This window comes from Perlucidibaca piscinae DSM 21586 (assembly GCF_000420045.1).
Taxonomy (GTDB): Bacteria; Pseudomonadota; Gammaproteobacteria; order Pseudomonadales; family Moraxellaceae; genus Perlucidibaca; species Perlucidibaca piscinae.
The window spans coordinates 176,507-198,329 of record NZ_ATUE01000007.1 but is presented as its reverse complement, the minus strand read 5'-3'; the positions used below and the strand labels follow the sequence as shown (position 1 = coordinate 198,329).

General features: G+C 60.5%; 23 protein-coding genes. 12 read left to right on the top strand and 11 right to left on the bottom strand.

The window, feature by feature from the left end:
• The first annotated feature begins 19 nt into the window (after positions 1–19).
• From F595_RS0108430 to F595_RS0108420, 3 genes are read left to right on the top strand one after another with little or no spacing between them, the layout of a single operon-like run.
• Positions 20–1,408, top strand: coding sequence for a cytochrome P450 (locus F595_RS0108430; RefSeq protein ID WP_022956426.1), 1,389 nt, complete (start codon positions 20–22; stop codon positions 1,406–1,408).
• Positions 1,405–2,310: a fatty acid desaturase family protein gene (locus F595_RS0108425; protein ID WP_022956425.1), complete on the top strand. Its 906-nt coding sequence runs from the start codon at positions 1,405–1,407 to the stop codon at positions 2,308–2,310. Before F595_RS0108430 ends, F595_RS0108425 begins: the two co-directional genes overlap by 4 nt.
• Positions 2,307–3,545, top strand: a complete 1,239-nt coding sequence (locus F595_RS0108420) for an NAD(P)/FAD-dependent oxidoreductase (RefSeq protein ID WP_022956424.1) — start codon at positions 2,307–2,309, stop codon at positions 3,543–3,545. Before F595_RS0108425 ends, F595_RS0108420 begins: the two co-directional genes overlap by 4 nt.
• On the opposite strand, the gene F595_RS13475 is transcribed toward F595_RS0108420, so the two are convergent.
• Entirely contained in the window at positions 3,499–4,149 is a 651-nt protein-coding gene (locus F595_RS13475) for a TetR/AcrR family transcriptional regulator (protein ID WP_022956423.1), read from the bottom strand. The genes F595_RS0108420 and F595_RS13475 overlap by 47 nt on opposite strands.
• 163 nt (positions 4,150–4,312) lie before the next feature.
• Between F595_RS13475 and F595_RS0108410 the strand changes: the two genes are divergently transcribed.
• The 6 genes from F595_RS0108410 (at position 4,313) to F595_RS0108385 (ending at position 10,082) form a co-directional block, all read left to right on the top strand.
• Positions 4,313–5,764, top strand: a complete 1,452-nt coding sequence (locus F595_RS0108410; RefSeq protein WP_022956422.1) for a flavin-containing monooxygenase — start codon at positions 4,313–4,315, stop codon at positions 5,762–5,764.
• Between the two features lie 8 nt (positions 5,765–5,772).
• Complete coding sequence (locus F595_RS0108405; RefSeq protein WP_022956421.1) at positions 5,773–6,576, top strand: SDR family NAD(P)-dependent oxidoreductase; 804 nt, start codon at positions 5,773–5,775, stop codon at positions 6,574–6,576.
• A 14-nt stretch (positions 6,577–6,590) separates the two neighbouring features.
• Positions 6,591–7,406 carry an SDR family NAD(P)-dependent oxidoreductase gene (locus F595_RS0108400; RefSeq protein WP_022956420.1) on the top strand — a complete coding sequence of 272 codons (816 nt, stop codon included), beginning with the start codon at positions 6,591–6,593 and terminating at the stop codon, positions 7,404–7,406.
• A complete protein-coding gene (locus F595_RS0108395) occupies positions 7,403–8,344 on the top strand; it encodes an alpha/beta fold hydrolase (protein ID WP_022956419.1) in 942 nt (313 codons plus the stop codon). Before F595_RS0108400 ends, F595_RS0108395 begins: the two co-directional genes overlap by 4 nt.
• Before the next feature lie 16 nt (positions 8,345–8,360).
• A complete protein-coding gene (locus F595_RS0108390) occupies positions 8,361–8,849 on the top strand; it encodes a DUF2505 domain-containing protein (protein WP_022956418.1) in 489 nt (162 codons plus the stop codon).
• Between the two features lie 102 nt (positions 8,850–8,951).
• Positions 8,952–10,082, top strand: coding sequence for an aminotransferase class V-fold PLP-dependent enzyme (locus F595_RS0108385; RefSeq protein ID WP_022956417.1), 1,131 nt, complete (start codon positions 8,952–8,954; stop codon positions 10,080–10,082).
• Between the two features lie 3 nt (positions 10,083–10,085).
• Here F595_RS0108385 and F595_RS14780 read toward each other — a convergent pair whose 3' ends face one another.
• Positions 10,086–10,256 carry a hypothetical protein gene (locus tag F595_RS14780; protein ID WP_022956416.1) on the bottom strand — a complete coding sequence of 57 codons (171 nt, stop codon included), beginning with the start codon at positions 10,254–10,256 and terminating at the stop codon, positions 10,086–10,088.
• 140 nt (positions 10,257–10,396) lie between these two features.
• On the opposite strand from F595_RS14780, the gene F595_RS0108375 reads away from it, so the two are divergent.
• On the top strand, positions 10,397–11,464 hold the full coding sequence (locus F595_RS0108375) for an SDR family oxidoreductase (RefSeq protein ID WP_022956415.1): 1,068 nt from the start codon (positions 10,397–10,399) through the stop codon (positions 11,462–11,464).
• A 176-nt stretch (positions 11,465–11,640) separates the two neighbouring features.
• On the opposite strand, the gene F595_RS13470 is transcribed toward F595_RS0108375, so the two are convergent.
• The 4 genes from F595_RS13470 to F595_RS0108360 all read right to left on the bottom strand — a co-directional run bounded on the left by F595_RS13470 (position 11,641) and on the right by F595_RS0108360 (position 14,318).
• On the bottom strand, positions 11,641–12,237 hold the full coding sequence (locus F595_RS13470) for a nucleotidyl transferase AbiEii/AbiGii toxin family protein (protein ID WP_265596741.1): 597 nt from the start codon (positions 12,235–12,237) through the stop codon (positions 11,641–11,643).
• Positions 12,180–12,581, bottom strand: coding sequence for a nucleotidyl transferase AbiEii/AbiGii toxin family protein (locus F595_RS14910; RefSeq protein WP_211213154.1), 402 nt, complete (start codon positions 12,579–12,581; stop codon positions 12,180–12,182). The genes F595_RS13470 and F595_RS14910 overlap by 58 nt, the downstream gene beginning before the upstream one ends.
• Complete coding sequence (locus F595_RS13465) at positions 12,568–13,167, bottom strand: hypothetical protein (RefSeq protein ID WP_022956414.1); 600 nt, start codon at positions 13,165–13,167, stop codon at positions 12,568–12,570. The genes F595_RS14910 and F595_RS13465 overlap by 14 nt, the downstream gene beginning before the upstream one ends.
• A gap of 170 nt (positions 13,168–13,337) precedes the next feature.
• The gene (locus F595_RS0108360; protein ID WP_022956413.1) at positions 13,338–14,318 is read right to left on the bottom strand and encodes a GlxA family transcriptional regulator; all 981 of its coding nucleotides are present in this window, start codon (positions 14,316–14,318) and stop codon (positions 13,338–13,340) included.
• 101 nt (positions 14,319–14,419) lie between these two features.
• Between F595_RS0108360 and F595_RS0108355 the strand changes: the two genes are divergently transcribed.
• Positions 14,420–14,722, top strand: coding sequence for a putative quinol monooxygenase (locus F595_RS0108355; protein WP_022956412.1), 303 nt, complete (start codon positions 14,420–14,422; stop codon positions 14,720–14,722).
• 324 nt (positions 14,723–15,046) lie between these two features.
• Here the strand turns inward: F595_RS0108355 and F595_RS0108350 are convergent, their stop codons facing one another.
• The 3 genes from F595_RS0108350 to F595_RS0108340 all read right to left on the bottom strand — a co-directional run bounded on the left by F595_RS0108350 (position 15,047) and on the right by F595_RS0108340 (position 16,855).
• A complete protein-coding gene (locus F595_RS0108350) occupies positions 15,047–15,622 on the bottom strand; it encodes a PIN domain-containing protein (RefSeq protein ID WP_026913396.1) in 576 nt (191 codons plus the stop codon).
• The gene (locus F595_RS0108345) at positions 15,619–16,086 is read right to left on the bottom strand and encodes a helix-turn-helix domain-containing protein (RefSeq protein ID WP_022956410.1); all 468 of its coding nucleotides are present in this window, start codon (positions 16,084–16,086) and stop codon (positions 15,619–15,621) included. Before F595_RS0108345 ends, F595_RS0108350 begins: the two co-directional genes overlap by 4 nt.
• A 169-nt stretch (positions 16,087–16,255) precedes the next feature.
• The gene (locus F595_RS0108340) at positions 16,256–16,855 is read right to left on the bottom strand and encodes a hypothetical protein (protein ID WP_040568411.1); all 600 of its coding nucleotides are present in this window, start codon (positions 16,853–16,855) and stop codon (positions 16,256–16,258) included.
• 309 nt (positions 16,856–17,164) lie between these two features.
• Between F595_RS0108340 and F595_RS14515 the strand changes: the two genes are divergently transcribed.
• Entirely contained in the window at positions 17,165–18,820 is a 1,656-nt protein-coding gene (locus F595_RS14515; RefSeq protein ID WP_084682920.1) for an OmpP1/FadL family transporter, read from the top strand.
• A 334-nt stretch (positions 18,821–19,154) separates the two neighbouring features.
• Here the strand turns inward: F595_RS14515 and F595_RS0108330 are convergent, their stop codons facing one another.
• Both F595_RS0108330 and F595_RS0108320 read right to left on the bottom strand, forming a co-directional pair.
• Positions 19,155–19,766, bottom strand: a complete 612-nt coding sequence (locus F595_RS0108330; protein WP_022956407.1) for a TetR/AcrR family transcriptional regulator — start codon at positions 19,764–19,766, stop codon at positions 19,155–19,157.
• Between the two features lie 791 nt (positions 19,767–20,557).
• Positions 20,558–21,790, bottom strand: a complete 1,233-nt coding sequence (locus F595_RS0108320; RefSeq protein WP_026913394.1) for an NAD(P)/FAD-dependent oxidoreductase — start codon at positions 21,788–21,790, stop codon at positions 20,558–20,560.
• Positions 21,791–21,823 lie beyond the last annotated feature (33 nt).

Sequence of the window (21,823 nt, the reverse complement as noted above, 5' to 3'; positions counted from 1 at the left end):
CACCCAGGCAGATACCCGCATGAAGCTCATCGACCCCATCCTTCGCAAGGCCCAGGCTACCGTCCCCATGGATCTGCAGATCCGTGGCGTGCACCTCTACCACAAGGTCCGGCAGACCGCCCTGCCGGGCACGCGACCGCCGGAGTTCATCGAGCGCCCGCTGCCCGATGTCGCCGAGCTGCCCCTGACCGCGATCGACGTCAGCAACCCCTTTCTCTATCGCCAGGGCAAATGGCGCGAGTACTTCGCGCGTCTGCGCGAGGAGGCGCCGGTGCACTACCAGTCCGACAGCGCCTTCGGGCCGTTCTGGTCGGTGACCCGCTACGAGGACATCCTCACCGTCGACAAGGACCATGAGCGCTTCTCGGCCGAGCCTTTCATCGTCATCGGCGACCCGCCCGCCGGCCTCAGCCTGGAAATGTTCATCGCCATGGACCCGCCCAGGCACGACGTGCAGCGCCAGGCCGTGCAGGGCGTGGTGGCACCCAAGAACCTGAAGGAAATGGAAGGACTGATCCGCCAGCGCGTGCAGGAGGTGCTCGACCATCTGCCAGTTGATCAGCCCTTTGACTGGGTCGAAAAGGTGTCGGTGGAACTGACCGCGCGCATGCTCGCCACCCTGCTCGATTTCCCCTACGAACTGCGCCACAAGCTGGTGTACTGGTCCGACCTGGCGGCCGCCAGCCCCGAGACCACGGGCGGTCCGGCCGATCTCGACGAGTTCTTCGAGGGCGTCATCGACATGACGCGTCACTTCACCGCGCACTGGCATGACAAGGCCGCGCGCCGTGCCGCCGGCGAAGCGCCGGGCTATGACCTGATCAGCCTGCTGCAGAGCCACGACAGCACCCGTGACCTGGTCGACCGGCCCATGGAGTTCCTCGGCAACCTGGCGCTGCTCATCGTCGGCGGCAACGATACCACCCGCAACTCCATGAGCGGCGGCGTGCTGGCGCTGAACCGCTTTCCGGACCAGTTCGCCAAGCTCAAGGCCAACCCGGGCCTGATCCCCAACATGGTTTCCGAGATCATCCGCTGGCAGACGCCGCTGGCCTACATGCGTCGCATGGCCACCCGCGACACCCTGCTGGGCGGCCAGTTCATCCGCAAGGGCGACAAGCTGGTCATGTGGTATGCCTCCGGCAACCGCGACGAGCGCCAGTTCGAACGCGCCGACGATTTCATCATCGACCGCCCGAACGCGCGCAACCACATGTCGTTCGGCTTCGGCGTGCACCGCTGCATGGGCAACCGCCTCGCCGAGCTGCAGCTGCGCATTCTCTGGGAGGAGCTGCTGGCACGCTTCGACGACATCCGCGTGCTGGAAGAGCCGGAGATCGTGCAGTCCAACTTCGTGCGCGGCTACGCGAAGATGAAGGTGCAGCTGACGCGGAGGGCGGCAGCATGACGCCGACCGAACTGGCCGTGCTCAACCGTCAGGCCATCAGTGCCGCCAAGCGTCACATGGGATTGCCGGCCTGGGGCACGGTGGCACTGATCGCGGTCGTGAGCATTGCCTATGCCGCCACGCTCGTGCTGGCCGTGCAGGGCACCCTGCCCCTGCTGCCGGCCACCGTCGTGCTGGCGGTGCTGACCTATGTCGCCTACACCCCCCTGCATGAAGCCGCGCATGGCAACATTCACGGCGAGCGCACCGGACTGGCCTGGCTCAACGCGCTCTGCGGCCATGTCGCGGCGCAGCTCATCCTGGTGCCGTACGCCACGCACCGGGTGGAGCATTTCGCGCACCATCGCTACACCAACCAGCCCGGCCTCGACCCTGACCATGTGATCAGCGGCATGTCCGGCGGACCGCTGGCCTTCGTGAAGGCGGTCATCGGCTTCATCTGGTCACAGTGGGCCTTCCTGTTCCGTGATTACTGGGCCACCGCCCCCGTACGTGAAAAAGTGACGTTTCTGGCCGAGGTCATCCTTGCGCTGGGCTGGCGCGCCGCCTTGCTGGCCGTGCTGCCCTGGTCCGCTTGGCTGCTGCTGGTGCCGCTGGCCTGGTTTGGCGGCGCCCTGTTCACGGCCTACTGGTTTGCCTACCGGCCGCACCACCCCTATGACGAGACGGCACGCTACCGCAACACCAGCAGCCTGATCCTGCCGACCTGGCTGCGTCCGCTGGAATGGTTCTGGCTCGGCCAGAACCTGCATTCGATTCACCATGCCTTTCCGCGCGTGCCGTTCTACCGCTATCACGCGCTGTTCCGCGAGGTGGAGCCGGTGCTGCGCGCCCATGGCGGCCCGGTGATCGGCATGTTCAACCGCCAGCCGATACCTGCCCGTGAGGAGACAGGCTCATGACCAGCGGTCGCGTCATCGTCGTCGGCGCCAGCCATGCCGGCGCCCAGCTCTGCACCAGCCTGCGTCAGGAGGGCTGGCGCGGCGAGATCGTGCTGGTCGGGGACGAGCCCGTGCTGCCCTACCACCATCCGCCGCTGTCCAAGACCTTTCTCGCCGGCTCCACCGGGCTGGATGAGCTGCTGATCCGCACACCCGCGTTCTATGCCACGCAGGACATCAGGGTGCGCCAGGGTCGGATCACCGCCATCGACCGCGCCGCGCGCCGCGTTCAGTTCGATGATGGCGAGACCCTGGACTACGGGAAACTGGCGCTGTGCCTGGGCGCGCGGCCACGCCCGCTGCCGCTGCCCGGTGGCGACCTGCCCGGGGTGCATGCGCTGCGCAACGCTGCCGACAGCCTGGCGATCCGTGCCGACCTGGCCTCGGCACGCCATGTCGTCATCATCGGGGCCGGCTACATCGGACTTGAAACGGCGGCATCACTGCGCGGACTCGGACTCGCGGTGACCGTGCTGGAGACAGCGGAACGCGTGCTGCAGCGCGTCACGGCGCCGGCGGTGTCAGCCTTCTATGCCCGCGTGCACCGCGAGCACGGCGTGCAGCTGCGCACCGGCGTGACGATCGCCGCACTGACCGGCACTGACCGCGTGCGCGGCGTGCAGCTGGCGGATGGCGAGGTGATTGCCGCCGATGTCGTGATCGTCGGCATCGGCGTGCTGCCCAACGTCGAGCTGGCGGCGGCCGCCGGACTGGCGGTGGACAACGGCATCGTCATTGATGCGCATGGCCTGACCAGCGACGCCGACATCGTCGCTGCCGGCGACTGTGCCAGCCACCCCTGCCCGTTCAGCGGACGACACCTGCGCCTGGAGTCGGTGCCCAATGCCGGTGAACATGCCAAGGTGGCCGCCGCCACGCTCTGCGGCAAGGACAAGGCCATCAGCGCCCTGCCCTGGTTCTGGTCCGACCAGTACGACCTCAAGCTGCAGATCGCCGGGCTCAACACCGGCTACGACGAGGTCATGGTCGTCGGTGATGCGGAACGGGGCCGCAGCCTGACGGCCTGCTACCTGCACGCCGGCCGGCTGATCGCGGCCGACTGCATCAACCGTCCGCAGGATTTCCTGCGCCTGCGCAAGCTGCTCGGTGACCGGCAGTCGCCGGACCGGGCTGCGCTGGAGGCGCTGCTCAGCCCGTCCGCAGCGCCCGTATCAGCCCGCGAAACAGCACCATGACGCCATCCACCAGCACCTCGCGAGGCTGCTGGTAACTGGCGTGCAGCCAGTCCTTGGCAGTTTCGCTGGCGGCGCCGATCAGCCCCATGCAAGCAGTGCGCAGCACCGGCTCCGGCACCGTCACGGGCTGCAGCATGGCATTGCCCAGACTGAACAGCAGGTCGGCAAAGCGCCGCAGCGTCACGTTGTAGACCGCCTCGGCACCGGGGCTGACGCCGAGAATCTCGATCCAGATCACCCGTGACAGCTGCGGGTTCTCGGCAACCCGGAACAGCGCATCCACCCCGCTGCGGATGCGTGCCTCCAGACCCGCCTCGGGATCACTCAGGAACGCGGTCAGGATGGCGCTTTCCAGCTCATCGATGAGGCCCTCGTAGACCGCCACCAGCAAGGCCTCGATGGAGGCGAACGACTCGTAGAAGTAGCGATCGGTGAGACCGGCTTCCTTGCACAGCAGGCGCACGGTGGTTTTGCGATAGCCGATGGTGCCGAAGAGCTGGCGGCCGGCCTCGATGAACTGCTGGCGGCGGCGTGCAACCCGCTCTTCCGGCGGCAGCCCGGCATAGCTGCGCGAGGTGGCGGGTCGTTTCAGTGATGCATCCATGCCTGATTCCTGTTGCCTGGTCGTGGCTGACGGGGGTGAGATCGTATCTTCCGACGAACTGACTACGCGTGTCATCAAAAATATGTTGACTACGACTGTCGTCAGTTTATAGTGACAACACACAACGTCAGATTGCCTCACGCAGCGACCGGGAGCCTCTTCCATGCAGCACGACATCCTCATCATCGGCAGCGGTTTCGGTGGCCAGTGCGCCGCCATCAACCTGCTCAAGCGCGGCATCACCGACTTCCGTCTGCTCGAACGTCGTGACTTCATGGGTGGCACCTGGTGCCAGAACAGCTATCCAGGCGCGGCGGTCGACGTGCAGTCGCCGCTCTATTCCATCTCCTTCGAGCCGTACCAATGGTCGCAGATGTTCGTCGAACAGGCCGAACTGGAGGAGTACACCAACTTCGTCATCGACAAGTACACGCTGCGCGAGCGCACCGTCACCAACTGCAATGTCGAGCAGGTGCGCTGGGATGAAGGCGATCGCCGCTGGGTGCTCAGCACCAGCCAGGGCGAGCTGCGCGCCCGCATCGTCATCAACGCCTCCGGCCCGCTGAGCACGCCGGTGATTCCGAACTTTCCCGGTCGCGACAGCTTCCGGGGCGTGACCTTCCACACCAACGCCTGGAACCACGATGTCAGCCTGAAAGGCAAGCGCGTCGCCATCATCGGCAGCGGTGCCTCGGCGGCACAGGCAATTCCCGCCATTGCACCGGAATGCGGTCATCTGCACGTGTTCCAGCGCACGCCGCACTGGGTCATGCCGCGCCCGGATCGCCGTTTCAGCAAGGTCGAACGTGCCCTGCTCGGCATCAAGCCGCTGCACAAGGCGCTGCGTACCGCCATCTACTGGGAGCTGGAAACCCGCGTCGTCGGCTTCAAGTATTCGCCGTGGGCGCTGCAGCAGTTCGCCCAGAAGGCCGCGCTCAGACATATCGAGAAGCAGATCGCCGCCCCGGCTCTGCGCGCCAAGGTGACACCGGACTACACCATCGGCTGCAAGCGCATCATCCTGTCGAACACGCTGTACCCGGCACTGTGCCGCGACAATGTCAGCCTGCACACCAAGGGCTCCGGCATCGCCGAAATCACGCCGACCGGCATCCGCACCACCGATGGCCAGGACATCGAACTCGACGTGATCATCTATTCCACCGGCTACGACGCCACCGACGGGGTCATCAGCTACCCGGTGCTGGGCAAGGGCGGCCGTGCCCTCAAGGACTTCTGGGCCGAGTATCCGCGTGCCTATCTGGGCACCACCATGCCCGGCTTCCCCAACTTCTTCGTGGTCACCGGCCCCAACACCGGCATCGGGCACACCTCGGCCATCTTCGTGATCGAGGCGCAGATGAACTACATCATGAAGAGCCTGGATGCCCTGAAGCAGCGCGACAAGGCGCTGCTTGAAGTGACGCCGGCCGCCGAAGCCGACTACACCGGCATGATCCACCGCGAGATGGAACAGACGGTGTGGAAGTCCGGCGGCTGCAACAGCTGGTACCAGTCCAAGAGCGGTCATGTCATCGCCATGTTCCCCGGTTTCAGCTTCACCTACCGGCAGCTGGCCAACCGCTTCAAGCCCGAACACCACGTGTTCTCCTGAGGCCGGCCATGAGCAAGCACATCCTCGTCACCGGTGCCGGCAGCGGCCTCGGTCTCGGCTTCGCCGAACGCTACCTGCGTCGCGGCCATCGCGTCAGCGTGCTCGATCGCGATCTGCCGGACAGCGCCTGCCAGCGGCTTGATCGTGCTGGCGCCGGACGCTGGACCGGTCACCTGGCCGATGTCACGGATGACGCCGGCGTCAATGCCGCCGTGACCGCAGCCGTTGCAGCCTGCGGAGCCCCGGACCTGGTCATCCACTGCGCCGGCATCGTGCTCAACCGCGCCGTCGCCGACATGCAGGGCAGCGATTTCCGCCGCGTCATCGATGTCAATCTGAACGGCAGCTTCCACGTCGCCTCGGCCGTGCTGCGCCACATGAAGCCGGGCAGCCGGCTCGCGCTGATCGCGTCCATGGCCGGCATCACCAGCAACTACGCCTATGCCGCCTACGGCGCCAGCAAGTTCGGCGTGGTCGGTCTGGCCAGCACGCTGCGCTACGAATACGCGCCGCGCGGCATCGCCATCAGCTGCATCTGCCCGCCCGAGGTGCGCACGCCCATGGTGGCCGGTGAACGCACGCCCGGCAATTACAACGAGGTCGCCATGGCGCTCAAGGACTATGCCGGCTCGCTGGATGCCGACGTGGCCATCGACGCCATGATGGCCGGCCTCGATGCCGGCGAATGGATGATCATTCCGGGCCTGCAGGCAAAGGCGGTGGCACTGTTCTCGCGACATCTGCCGAAACCCTTTTTCGCCGTCATGGAGTTCATGGTCGGCCGTGAGCTGCGCAAGCGCGGCCAGATCTGACAAGGAGACTGAATATGACGCTGAAAGACAAGGTGGTGGTGATCACCGGAGCCGGCTCCGGCATGGGCCGCGCCTATGCCAAGGTGTACGCAAACGCTGGCGCACGCCTCGCGCTGAACGACTTTGATGCCGCCGGTCTGGCTGAAACCGTCCGGCTTCACGGTCGCGCCGACACCCTCAGTGCCGTGTTTGATGTCGGCGACCGCGACGCCATGTTCGGTTTTGCCGAACAGGTCATCGCGCGTTTCGGTCGCACCGACATCGTCATCAACAACGCCGGCATTTCCGGCGGCTTCAAGCCGGTCTGGCAGCTCGCGCCCGTCGAGATCGAGCGCACCCTGCGCGTCAACCTGTGGGGCGTGATCCACGGCACCCAGGCTTTCCTGCCGCACATGCTGAAGGCGCAGTCAGGTCAGATCGTGAATGTCTCCAGCATTTTCGGCCTGGTCGGCGCGCCCAATCACGGCGACTACTCGGCCAGCAAGTTCGCCGTGCGCGGCTTCACCGAGGCGCTGATGACCGAGCTGCAGGAGACCGGCGTCACCGCCCACCTCGTGCATCCGGGCGGCATTGCCACCAACATCGGCAAGGTGGACGGCGAGGAGCTGGCCTTCAGCAAGCACTACCTGACCACGTCGCCCGACGACATTGCCCTGCATGTGCGCGACAAGCTGCTCAAGGGCAGCGCCAAGATCGTGTACGGCAAGGACTCCCTCAAGACCTGGCTGGGCTCGAACGTGATGCCGCTGAAATGGCTGTCGCGCATCGTCTGGAACGACATCAAGCCGACGCTGGACCCGCTCCCCTACGATCAGGTACGCCGCTCATGAAGAAGCTTCTGCTGACCGGCGCGCTGGCTGCCGCCGGCATCGCCGCTGTCGTCACGTATCCGTCCGTGGGGGGACTGGCCTACCACGCCACGGTCGCCATCGAGAGCACGCTCTACGGTCTGCACACGGCCGAGGTGGATGGCGGCGACATCCGTCTGATGACGCTTCAAGGCGGCCCCAAGGATGCGCCGGCCGTGGTCATGATTCACGGCTACAGCGCCGACAAGGCGGTCTGGGTGCGCTTTGCACGCCACTTCACCGACGACTATCGCGTGCTCATCGTCGATCTCGCCGGCCATGGCGAAACCACCTTCGATCCGGCACTGGCATACGACACCACCAGCCAGGCGGCACGCGTGCTCAAGGCCATGGACAGTCTCGGCATCGCTAGGGCCCATGTGGTCGGCAACTCCATGGGCGGCTTCATCGCCGCGCGCCTGGCGCATGACCACCCCGGACGCGTCCTCAGCGCCACGCTCATGGACGCTGCCGGTGTCACCCCGCCCGAGCCCAGTGTCATGGGCCGGCTGCTGGCGAAGGGCGACAACCCCTTCCTGTTCAGTGACCGCGACGGCTTCCGCCGCTTCTATCCGATGACCATGGCCAAGGCGCCCTGGGTGCCCGGCATGACCCTGGACTGGATGGCCGACCAGTACATCGCGCGGCGACCGCAGCTCGCGCAGATCTTCCGCGACTTCCACAGCACCGGCCTGCTCGATGGCCAGCTCGCCGACATCCGCGTGCCCGTGCTGGTCATGTGGGGCGCGCAGGACCAGCTGGTGTCGCCCACCGCCGCCGGCGTCTGGTGTCCGGGCATCCCGGACTGCCGACGCGTGATCTACGACGACCTCGGTCACATGCCCATGGTCGAGGACCCTGCCCGCAGCGCGCGTGACGTGCAGCGCTTCATCACCGGTCTGTCCGCCGGCACCCCCTGATACCCCGGAGCATTCCGTGAAATACCGCCAGACCATCGATTACCCGCTGCCACGCGAGCGCGTCTTCGACTGCTTCGCCAACACAGACTTCATTCACGCCAAGTATGCCGGCCAGGGCGCCAGCCAGATCATGCTGCTGGACGCCGCGCAATCGGGTGACGAATTCCGCTTCACCTTCAGCCGTGACGTACCCGTGCAGGTCGACGTACCGGCCTTCGCGCGCTCGCTGGTGCCCGCCACCATCACCCTGGTGCAGACCGACATCTGGAACCGCGCTACCGGCGTCGGCAGTCTGGACATCGTGTTCAAGGGCATGCCGGTCAGCCTGCGCTGCGCCATGACCCTGGACGACCGTGGCGAACATGCCCTGCAAACCCTGGATTTCGACATCCGTGTCAGCGTGCCGCTGGTCGGCGGCAAGCTCGAGAAGCTGCTTGCCGACGACCTGCAGCTCAAGTTCGCGCATGACACCGAGGTCTCCAAGGCCCTGATGCTGGCGGGCTGAGGCAGACGCTGCCGGCGACCTACTTGAGGCAGGCGCCGGAAAACACGCCGCGTCAGGTTCACGCTATGCTTGCGGGAACGACCCACAAGAGAGAACACCTCCGTGTCCACATCCGCCTCCCTGCCCGCCACGCAGGGCCTTCACGAATACTCGGTGGTCTTCACCGACCGCGCCCTCAACCACATGTCGGCCTCCTTCCAGCAGGTCATGCGTGACATCTCCACGACGCTGAAGCAGGTCTACCAGGCCGACGCCGTGGTGGTGGTGCCCGGGGGCGGCAGTTTCGGCATGGAGGCCGTGGCACGCCAGTTCGCCACCGGACGCAACTGCCTGGTGCTGCGCAACGGCTGGTTCAGCTATCGCTGGACGCAGATCTTCGAGGCCGGCCAGATTCCCGCGGCATGCCAGGTGCTCAAGGCTCGCCCGCTGTCCGCCGATCCGCAGTCCGCGTGGATACCTGCCCCGATAGACGAGGTGGTCGCCAGCATCCTCAGGGACAAGCCCGACCTGGTGTTCGCTCCCCATGTCGAGACCGCCTCCGGCATCCTGCTGCCGGACGACTACCTGCGTGCCGTTGCCGACGCCGTGCACAGCGTCGGCGGTCTGTTCGTGCTCGACTGCGTGGCCTCCGGCACGCTCTGGGTCGACATGCGCAGGACCGGTGTCGACATCCTCATCAGCGCGCCACAGAAAGGGTGGAGCGCCTCGCCCTGCAGCGCCCTGATCATGCTCAGCGCCGCCGCGCTCGAACGTCTGCCGCAGACCCGCAGCACCAGCTTCGCCGCCGATCTGCAGAAATGGCTGCAGATCATGCAGGCCTACGAGAATGGCGGCCACGCCTACCACGCCACCATGCCCACCGACGCCCTCGCCCGCTTCCGCGACGCCATGCAGGAAACCGTCGCTGCCGGCCTTGACGACCTCGCCGCGCGCCAGCGCGAGCTCGGTCGCCGCGTGCGCGACCTGTTCCGGGCGCATGGCCTGCACAGCGTCGCGGCAGATGGCTTCGAGGCACCGGGCGTGGTCGTGGCGCACACCCGTGACCCCGAGGTCCACAGCGGCCGCAAGTTCCTTGCGCTCGGCCTGCAGACCGCGGCGGGCGTCCCGCTGATGTGTGATGAAGGCGCCGACTTCAAGACCTTCCGCGTCGGCCTGTTCGGCCTCGACAAGCTGCACAACATCGACCGCACCGTGGCACGGCTGGAGACGGCACTGGCGCAGATTGCCGGCTGACGCTCAGTCAGCAGGCAGGCGGTCGGCGAGCTTGAGGAACTGCTTCTGGTAGTGGCGGTTGCGACGCCGCTTGCGATCCCCGGCACGCTTCTCCAGGCGCTTGTCGATCAGCTTCTCGTCCAGCGCACTGAGGTCGTCGAGGGAGTGGAAGTCATTGGGGCTGTTGCGTTTCATGCAGAAACGCTAGATCACGGTCAGGCGCTGACCCAGTGGACAGAACAGGTCAATCGCACGTTGTTCGCGCGAACTTTTGGCACAATCGTTCTAGACTCCGCAAACACCCCTGTCCCGCATGCTCCGGAGTTCTGCCCGTGATGACCGACACCCTCCCCCGCTCCGCCCCCATCCTGGTCACCGGCGCCTCCGGCTACATTGCCAGCTGGCTGGTGCGCTACCTGCTGGAAGCCGGACACACCGTGCACGCCACGGTGCGTGACCCGAACCGCAGCGACAGCGTGAAGCACCTGCACCGTCTGGCGGAAGGCCAACCCGGCAGCCTGCGGCTGTTCGCCGCCGACCTGCTCAAGGCAGGCAGCTTCGACGAGGCCATGCAGGGCTGCGAGATCGTCATGCACACCGCCTCGCCCTTCGTGCTCGACGGCTTCACCGATGCCCATGAAGCGCTGGTACGGCCCGCCGTGGAAGGTACCCGCAACGTGCTGACGGCGGCCAACCGCACCGCCAGCGTGCGCCGTGTGGTGCTCACCAGCAGCGTCGCCGCCCTCTATGGCGACAACATCGATGCCCGCGACCGGCCCGACCACAGCCTCGACGAGACCTGCTGGAACACCAGCAGCTCGGTTGATCACAACCCCTACCAGTACTCCAAGGTCGCCGCCGAGCGCGAAGCCTGGAAACTCCATGACGCCCAGGATCGCTGGGACCTGGTCACCATCAACCCCGGCATGGTCTACGGCCCGGCGCTCACCACCCTGAGCCAGTCGGCCAGCATCGACACCCTGATCTCGCTCGGCGACGGCCGTCTGCGCACCGGCGTGCCCGACCTCATGTTCGGCATCGTCGACGTGCGTGACGTGGCACGCGCGCACATCCTCGCCGCCTTCACGCCCGAGGCCCGCGGCCGCTATTTGACCGTCGCCGGTGAAACCACCCTGCTCGATGCCGCACGCATCCTGCGCCAGCGCTTCGGCAACGCCTACCCCTTCCCGCGCATGACCGTGCCCAAGGCCGTGGTCTGGGCTGTCGGCCCGCTCATGGGGCCGGTGACCCGGCCGTTCATTCGCGACAACGTGGGCCACCCGATCCGCTTCGACAATCGTCGCAGCCTGACGCTGGGCCTGCAGTACCACGACATCCGTCAGACCCTGGAGGAACACTTCCAGCAGGCGCTGGATGACGGGCTGGTGAAGAAACGGGGCTGAGGAAACACGCCCTGAAACGAAAAAAGCCCCTGATTTCATGAAAATCAGGGGCTTTCTTGATCTGGCGGTGAGAGAGGGACTCACCCAGTCATAAAAATCAACAGCTTGAGCATAAAAAATTCAAACATGCCGACAGGAATGCCTACAAAAGAATTCGCAGAATAGTCTGCATGACCTCAAAGCCGCCCGATGTTCGCCTGTATCCGGCCCAGCACGTCATCGAAAGGCGGCTGCCCCTGATAGTAAAGCGCAGCACTTTGCTCATATGCCCGCCCGAACCGATCTCGCTCCGCCGGATCATCCAGCAGGAAGGCAGGATTCCTGGCGATGACCAACTCATCCCCTTGGCGGAAGCGTTGTGCCTTTCGCGCTTCATAGGCAGGCGTGCCGATGAACGCCTGAACCTCATCCAAGGCCAACAGGCAGTAAAGGTCGTAATAGTGCCGCATGAAGTTTCTCGGCAACGCCACGCTGCCTGACTGCGTACGGTACTTCGTCGAGACCGTCTGCAGCTTCTCGACAAACGTGTGCGTGGGGGCGTAGCACGGCACATCCTGAGCACGATTGTCAGTGACTGGCACCCCTGCCCTCGTCGCTGTCTCCCAGGCCCAGGACGATATCGCCACCGGCCGGTTGGGCGTCGTGTCATCAAAGCCCAGCTCAAGCAAGATGCCATCCTTGACGCCCGCCAAGCTGCCGGCACGCGCCTGATAGATCAGTCGTATACCTGCGCTGCGCAACTGGGGCATGTCATCGAACTCGGTATCGCGAATCGCCTGCTCGATCCCGGGAATTCGAATACGCCTGGCGGTTTCGTCGAAAACATCCGACGACTCTCCACATGTGCCGGCTTGCTGTGGTTCCGCCCCTGCTTCACATCCTGGCCAGCCTGAGGCTCGATCCGCAGGTCAATGTCTTCCGAAAAGCGGTGGATGACCCCGAACCCTTTGGACAGTGATGTGCCGCCCTTCAGCTCAAAGCGAAAACCTTGCTGCTGCAACCCCCAGAGGCAATGCATGATCCAGTAGTCCTTCTCGACCAGCACCGGATCAAGCCCGCGCTCGGACGCGACCAAGCCCAGCAGCCCCTCGAAGTCAGGATGGTCATGCAGCAGCACGGAAAACGCCCTCCAGCCGCTTGCGCGTGGTCACATTGCCATAGGCACGCAACGCCTGACTCAAGCCATCGCGATCAAACTGCTTCAACTTGCTTGCCGCGCATGCCCAGACAGCCGATACATCCTCAGCCAACTCATCGACATTGTTGAGCAGATCCACGAACAGGAACTCCGCAGACAAGGCATGCGGAAACCGGGGCTTCACCCGGAAATCGAACTCGCGATTGCCCAGCCTGAAGTGCCCATGGCGCTTGCGGTTGTAGACGACCGTGCGGTTGTAGAGCTGCGTGGTGCCCAGCCCGACCGTGTTGTAAGCGGAGGGAGAGAAAAGCAGGAAGTCATCATCCCGCAGAAAGCTGCGCACGAGTTCAGCATCGTCAGGCGGCAGCTCGCCAAACACAGACTTGCGAGGCGCGTAGTAGAGTCCCTGTGCCAGCTTCCGCAGATCACCCGCTTGCACCAACGCTTGGAGGTGTCTATCAACCGAGGTGGACACAGCCAACAGGTCGGCGCGTCGGTACACACGCCCAGGCTTCAGAACCTGCCGGACTTGCTCTAATGCACTGGGCTGCTCGTGATCGGCCATGACGCATGACTTCTCATTGAAAATTCATGCAATCAAGGTAACAGATTGGGTGACCTCTGACCAGCTCAAGCCTTTCCGACGCGCAACATCCACGACGACAGCCGGATAGAGCACGCAAGCGTCATAGACTGTCGTGAATGGCGAGCTTCTCACTCCTAACGTCATGAAATTTATTTTGACTCAACCTCACGAAAATCTTTGACTCCGCGCCCCAGCTTGCGTCGCAGAAGGGCGCGCAGTGTCACCCCGTCGGCGTACCCGACCTGCGCGGCGACTTGATCAACGCTTCCACTTCCGGTGCGCAGGAGTTGGACAGCGCGTTCAACACGCAGGTCCTGGAAATACGACAGCGGTGTCTTCCCGAGCACACTGTGTAAGCGCCGTGCCAAGGTGCGCTCGCTGGTCCCGGCCGCTTTTGCCGCCTCGCTCAAAGAAAATCCGTCCGCCAAATGGCGCCTGGCCCAGTCCTCGAAACGTTCGACTACTGGATCAGCATGGGCCAGGTGGTCCGGAATGATGAACTCCGCTTGGGAGCCACGCGCCTCGACCAGCAAGTAACGGGCAACCAGCGCTGCCAGTGCCGGGCTGCTGGCTCTGACCATGCTCAAGGCCAAGTCCACATGGGCAAGCGCTGCACCTGCTGTAGTGAAGCCATCCGCGTTGACGAGCATGCGCGACTCGTCAAGTTTCACCCTGGGATAGCGTTGCCTGAACATCGGACCCAGCCACCAAGAGGTCGTCGCGCGTCTCTCGTTCAGCAAACCACTTTCGGCCAGCAAAAAACTGCCTGAGCAGGCGGCACCCAGATGAGCCCCGGTGGCGGACCATTGGCGCAAGATTGCCGCTGCATCCGCCACGTCGGGTCGGACCAAGCGCTCCGCCAGTGGTTCGGGCATCTTGTCTCCCAGCGCAGGAACGAACACGACATCAGGCGTCGGCGCACGGTGTGCAGGCACGACGGGGACCGTCAAACCCTGAGCGGTTCGGACATGGCGCCGCACACCGACCAATGCTAGGTCAATCGGCGCCGGGGGCTGCGGCAAAGAGACAGCCAAGGCGTTGGCGAGACTCAACGTGTCAGTGAGCGCCGCCAACCCCAGATCGAATACACCATCAGATACCAAGAGATGAATTTTCATGGCAAGAATCATATCAATATTGTCGTTCTTGTCACTAGCCTAGCCTGTCACCCAGTCCCAGAATGTCTGCATGCCCAATGCCTGCAAAACCCGTCCACTGCTAGGAGTTCACCATGACCAAACTTGCCCTTTTCGTTCGCCTTGAAGCCAAACCTGGCCAGGAAGCTGCCCTCGCCGAATTCCTGGCCAGCGCACTCCCGCTCGCCAACGAGGAATCCGGAACCACCGCATGGTTTGCACTGAAGTTCGGCCCATCGACTTTCGGTATTTTTGATGCCTTTGCGAACGAGGCGGATCGTGAGGCCCATCTGAATGGCGCCATCGCTGCTGCCTTGATGGCCAACGCCGCCACACTGCTGAGCTCGCCGCCCAACATCGAGAAGGTCGACTTGCTTGCTGCCAAGCTGCCTGGCTAACAGCACTTTTTCAGCATTTCGCACCGAAACGAGATGGGGGGCTTTAGCAATCCATCTCTTTTCAATTTGTAGACGCTGTTGTGGACACGACGTTCCCCCGTATCACCCGCTGCTCCATCCGGGAACATGAGCCAAGCCCACTGATTTCTTCCCAGAAAAGCAAAAAGCCCCTGATTTCATGAAAATCAGGGGCTTTCTTGATCTGGCGGTGAGAGAGGGATTCACTACTATATAAATATCAATAACTTGAATTCATATAAAGCTACGGTGCCAACAAGAATACCTACACATCATCAGCACACTTGGCCATGCAGATTTGTTCGTTCACAGCAACGCGCCATAGCCCGCCAGCAGCTTGGTGGTCTGCACCAGACCTTGCCTGCGCAACACATCCAGGAAGCGATCAACCTCCATCGGAGGATGCCTGAGCGTCGCGCGCTGACGACGGGCAGCGTCCACGACTGCCGCCGGATCAAGATCGAACAGATTCTCGATGAACTCGTCAGGGTGCTGCGCCTCCACACCATAGGCTGACAACGCACTCGCAGGAAAATCCTTGAGGTTGAAGGTCACGATCACGTTGGCATGGCAACGCACCGCAGCGGCGAGCACATGGCGATCATCCGCATCCGGCAAGGCCAAACCATCGATCAGTGACTCATGGCCAGTGACCAGCCCATCTGGAATGGCCTGATCCATGAGCTGAGAAGTGCGATCCAGCTGCTCACGCGTGAGGTCGGTACGGTTCAGCAGCAGATTGCGCTTCCACTCCTCGTGAATCTGCGCTGTCCATCGGGCACGGAAGCAGCCCGACATGCCCAGCCAGATGACCAGGTCACGCAAGGGAGCCGGATAGAGCACACAAGCGTCATAGACTGCCGTGAATGGCGAGCTTCTCATTCATACCCCATGCCCAGATCCTGGGCCTGCTGGGCAAGCAAGGCCATGGCCTGCTCACTCTCGACAGCTCGCTTTTCCTTGTAGGCCATGAGATCTGCAAACTTGACACGCCGATGCTTGCCGGTGCGATGGAAGGCAAGCTGGCCCTCCTCCAGCAGCTTCACCAGATGCGGACGCGAGACATTGAGCAGGTCGGCCGCCTCCTGCGTGGTCAGTTCGGCATGAACAGGAAGCACCTTGACCGCATTGCCGTCCGCCAGCTCGGCGAGGATATCCACCAGCAGTCTCAGCGCCGAGGTAGGCAGCTCGACCTGATGGGCCTCGTTTCTGGCATCAAAGATCTGGATGCGCTGCGTCTCGAAACCCGTCGCCAGGAATTCCGCAAGCTCGCGCTGCCCGCGCACGGCGGCTTGAATTTCGCGCTCGACAGGCAGTGTCATCTTGGACTGGGCGGTGGTGGACATGGTGTACCTCTGGGTAGCAGACGCTATCTCTCACAGCCAAAATATTCGAAATAGACGAAAATCGCAATAGACGAAACAACCACAAGACTATCCTTGGCACTCCACGAGCACGGAGTCCCGCCCGCGCTCGGACGCGACCAAGCCCAGCAGACCCTCGAAACAAGGATGGTCATGCAGCAGCACGGAAAACGCCCTCCAGCCGCTTGCGCGTGGTCACATTGCCATAGGCACGCAACGCCTGACTCAGGCCATCGCTATCCAACTGCTTCAACTTGCTTGCCGCGCGTGCCCAGACAGCCGATACATCCTCAGCCAGCTCATCTGCATTGTTGAGCAGATCCACAAACAGGAACTCCGCAGACAAGGCATGCGGGAACCTAGGCTTCACCCGGAAGTCGAACTCGCGATTGCCCAGCTTGAAGTGCCCATGCCGCTTGCGGTTGTAGACGACCGTGCGGTTGCAGAGCTGCGTGGTGCCCAGCCCGACCGTGTTGTAGGCGGAGGGAGAGAAAAGCAGGAGGTCATCATCCCGCAGAAAGCTGCGCACCAGCTCGGCATCGTCAGGCGGCAGCTCGCCAAACACGGATTTGCGAGGCGCGTAGTAGAGCCCAGGCGCCAGTTTCCGCAGATCACCTGCCTGCACCAACGCTTGCAGGTGCCTGTCGACTGCATTGGAGACCGCCAACAAATCAGCGCGACGGTACACACGCCCGGGCTTCAGGGCTTGGCGGACTTGCCCCAACGCGCTGGGCTGCTCGTGACTGGCCATGATGCATGATTTCTCATTGAAAACTCATGCACTCATCGTTACAGATTGAGTGACTTTTGACCAGCTAACTCGCCGAATAGCTTTCGATTGACAATCATTTTTTGGTTGTGCGACCATTCAAAAGCTTTCTTTTCACAAGCAATCAACATTGAAATAAATATCAATTAATTAACTGAGCTCTATTTTACTAAATAGTTGACTAGGGAGTTTGACAGCATCAGCCATCCGAAAAAATTTAGTTATTAGCCAAAGAATATAATATTTATTAAAACAAGAAAATATGCGAAATAAAAATAAAAGGACATTCCCATGAAGAAAACAACGAAATTTGTCTTTTTGCTTTTAATTGCAAGCAATTCTAATGCAGGCGGGATTGATTTACCTTCAATTGCGGCGTCTCATCAAGCGTCAGCAAACTCGAACGGCGCGGAAGCAGCTGATGCATCAGTCCTATACTATAACCCGGCAGGAATGAGCTACTTAAAACAACGGAATATTTCGATCAGTGGTTCGTTAATAACTTTCCGTGGAAAAGTTAAAGATAATGGGTCGACAGGTACGCCAGAGCCTTTTGATAATAGCAACGAAGAGGGAAGGCCACTAGGTCCTAATGGTGAAGATCCTTATGCATCAGGTGGTTCAGGAAGTTTTTGGCCAAAATTACTTGGTTTGGGTTCTTTTTTTTATACCGCACCTTATGATGATAATATAACACTTGGAGTTGGCGTATTTTCACCCGGAGGAGGAAATATTAATTACAAAAATGACTGGTCAGGCGCCTATCAAGTAGATGCAATTGCATTAGAGCTCATAAATATTAATCCATCTATTGCGGTGAGATTTGATGAAAAACATAGTATAGGTTTTGGGGCATCTATTATTGGCGGGCATTTAAGATATCGCACGCAGCTTGATGCGAAAGGACTACAGCCCTATCTTTTACAAGAGGCTCTGAGCGAGCTCAATGTGGACACATTAACTGTTACACCAGAGATCCAAGATGTAATCACATCTGCATGTAAAATCCGCGTGTTGATTGATGCCGTCTGTGGAATAAAAGTCGGCGAGGTATTGCCAAGACCGATAATAGATGCTATTTCGTCCCCTCTCGCTAATGTTATTGTTGATCCGTCAAGCAGAGCTTCTGGCCTAATTGAAATGTATGGTTATGGATTTGGATATAACCTTGGCTATATGTATGGGCTGTCGGATAGATCTAGAATTGGTTTATCATTTCGCTCCTCGTCAAAAATAAATTTTAGAGGGCGCTCTGAATGGTATTTAGATGATCTCAAGGCAAGGCCAGTTGTTGGCACAAGCATTGTTAGCCTACTTAATAACGATGGAAATCAAGATCTTGGGGATTTTCTAGGCGATTATTTGCTGCCCGAAACAACAACAAAAGCCGTCTTTAATGTGCCAGCAAGACTATCAATTTCTTACTTTTCTGCACTGAATGATAAAACAGATTTAATGCTTGACTATACATTCATAAAGTCTTCAATTTTAGACGAACTTGCTGTTGGTTTTGGGATTGAAGAAGATTCAAATGGAAAGAGAGTCATACTGGCTGACGCAAAAATACCACTTAAATGGAGAGACTCCTACAAGGCATCACTTGGTATTAATCATCATATTAATGATGCAACAACTCTTAAGGCAGGGTTTCAATATGACAAAACCCCAATCCCATCAAAAGAATTTAGGCATCCCGCGCTTCCTGAAAGCGATAGATACATGACATCCCTTGGATTTAACCATCGAATTAATAAAAATTTATCTATTGACGGCGCTTATAGCTTATTAGTTTTTGAAGACTCCAAGTCTGAATACAGAAATAAATGCAGATTCAATAATCCAGAGGATAGCTCCGGTTCATGTACTGGCATTGGCGGAACATTTAGAGGTGAGTTTAGTGATACATATGCCAATATCATCAGCCTCCAGATTAACTCAAGATATTAAATTGGTTCTGCGCGAAAGTCCGAGGTGACTCGGACTTTCTACTTTTTCTGAATGATATACAGGGTGACATTTCAGCGACCTTCCCCGAAAAACCGTAGCGCCGAAAACTGAAGATTTCTAGCATGAGCTTCAGGTGCATGCGGTGATCCTGAACCAACTCATGCGCTTGGGCACGCCGCACACGATACGTGTGTCCTGGGCGAGATTGGGAAAGGAGTCGCTGAGCTCAGCCGTGCAATTGCGCAAGTGCCCCAGAGGTCGCCAAATCTTTTTGTTGGCGGCCAGTGCTTGCCACTAAAGTAGCCCTCAGCCGCCAGCAAGACTAACCCGACAATCAACCTCGACGATCTTCCAGCACGGCGCCACTGATCATGGTCCAGACAAAGGTACCGATTTCTTCCAGCGAATAGCGACCACCCTCGCGAAACCAAGTTGCCACCCAGTTCAGTGCACCCAGCCCGATCAACCGCAGTAGGTCGAGATCAACATCTTTGCGAATAACGCCCTGATCGACCAGCAACTTGAGCATCGCTGCCCACAACGCTTCATAGCGATCACGCAAGGTGATCATTTCCTGACGCGCCGCACCGCGTAATGATCGCCACTCGAACAACAGCACGTAAACCATATCTGAACCACTGACCAATAACTGCAGATGCGCGTTGATGCCGCGGCGCAGTTGCTCTGCAGGGTCGGAGACCCCGACGACGGCACTACTCACTGCGGCGGACGCCTGCTCCAACCCCAAGCACATGAGGTCAACCAGCAAGTCCTCCTTGGCCTGATAGCGATAGTGCAGGCTCCCGGGAAGCATGTCACAGGCATTGGCGATTTCCTTGACCGTGGTGCGCTCATAGCCCTGCTCTCGAAATAGGCGCGCTGCCGCAGCCAGGACAAACTGCCGGTCTGCCTGAGCGACGGGTGTCGACTGACGCTTTTTTCTCACAGAGTCCCCCTGATTGTTATTTTCAGCACACCAATTCTAACCTGAACAGACACTCGGCAGTCCCTTCCAAAGCTATTGTCTTCGCCCATCCCCGGCTTCCCGCAGCTCCGCGCGAGCTCGAAAGCATACAAATTTGCGCGAACCATATCGCCTCTCGGCAACTATTTGGTTATTTAGCGAAATTTAGTGATAACACCAAGCGAAACCGGAGCGAATGCTATGACGTTGGCAGACCGTAAGACCGGCTATGACGAGATAGGGGACAGCGACATACTTTCCGATGAAATGTAGCGGGGCACTGGATCAACCATGCTCCTCTAGATAACGCATTGGTTGAACGCCGTCCCCGATGGCGAACGCTGGGTCATGAGCTCTGCCCGGCAGCAGCTCGCTAAACTGCAGGATCCGCTGCTGAGAAAGGCGACCATCAAGCTTATCCGGCAGAAACGTATCATACCCGCGAGTATGATGAAATGATAGCGTTAACATTCAGCACGAACATCGCTGCGCTCGTTACCAATTGCCCGTGTCATCGTAACAGGATGCCGTCATATCGAATGCCCCCAACATAGCAGTCATACTGCGTTTGCTGGACAGCAACCTGGCAACCGATGACCGGATTCAGGGCGCCGTGCTCGCCTCCATATTTCCCAAGTCACTAACTACTACAAGCGTGCTACTCGAAGCCAAAGCACTGCGGCTGAATACCATTGGCCTGAATAACGGCCCGCTGGTTCTGCGCTTGCTTGATTAGCCAAACTGCCCATTTATCACCGACCCCGATACCAAATTCAGAGCAGAGATTTCAGATCAGTATGCTGATCGCCCAATAAGTCAGTGCTAACAACCTTGCGCAGCTGCACCAACTGTTTGCCGACCATAAAGGCGATCGGCAGATTGACTGCATCGACCGCGATGACACAACCATCACGCAAGTAGAACACCGCAAATCCCTTGTCCGCCGGGCTGCCACGCATGACACGCTGGTCATGGCCCTGCGACAAACCGACCATCTGCAGGCGAATGTCATACTGGTTCGACCAGAACCACGGCACGCTATCGTAGGGCTTGTCCTCTCCCATCAATACCGCTGCCGCAGTACGCGCCTGATCCACAGCATTGGCTACCGACTCAAGCCGCAACCTGTCTTCAAAAAAAAGATTGCGATGACGTGTGCAGTCGCCGATCGCCAGAATCGCAGGGTCATCGGTGCGAGTAAACTCGTCAACGAGAATACCGCCATCGCAGGCCAGGCCGGCCGCCTCTGCCAGAGCGGTATCCGGTATGACGCCAATCGAGACAAGCACGATATCCGCAGGCACCATGTCGCCATTTGCCAACCTGACCCCGGCGACACGACCGTGATCCCCGGTCTCGAACCCGGTCACCCCGGTATCCAGTCGTACCTCCACCCCGGCATCACGGTGTCTGGCCTCGAAAAAGGCGGACATCTCCGGCCCGGTCACCCGCTGCATGAGACGCTCGGCCGCTTCCAGCACCGTGACACTGACACCCTTCTTGACGGCACTGGCAGCGACCTCAAGGCCGACGAAGCCGCCGCCGACGATGACCAGACGCTTGCCCGGCACGAGCGCCTCGCGCAGGGCATCGGCGTCAGCGATGTCATGCAAATAATAAATACCCTTCAACTCGGCCCCCGGCGACGTCAGGCGGCGAACCTGTGAGCCCGTGGCCAGGACAAGGTGGTCGTACCGGATCATGCTGTGATCGGATAATTTGACCGTCTTGCTGTCTCGGTCGATCTGATCGACACGCACACCGAGCCGCAATTGATAGCCCGCATTGTCGTATAGCGAGCGTGGCTTCAGGTACAGTGATTCCTGCTCAACCTCACCGGCCAGATAATGCTTCGACAAAGGTGGTCGCTGGTACGGTGGATGCGGTTCCTCACCGACCAGCACCACCTCATGCGGGTATCTGCCTTGCAGCAAGGCCGCCAAAAGCGCACCTGCTGCATGCCCACCGCCAACGATAACTGTCACCTGCTGCGATTTGTTCGCCATGGCCTCTCTCAAACTCAATTTCGGGAAGGTTTT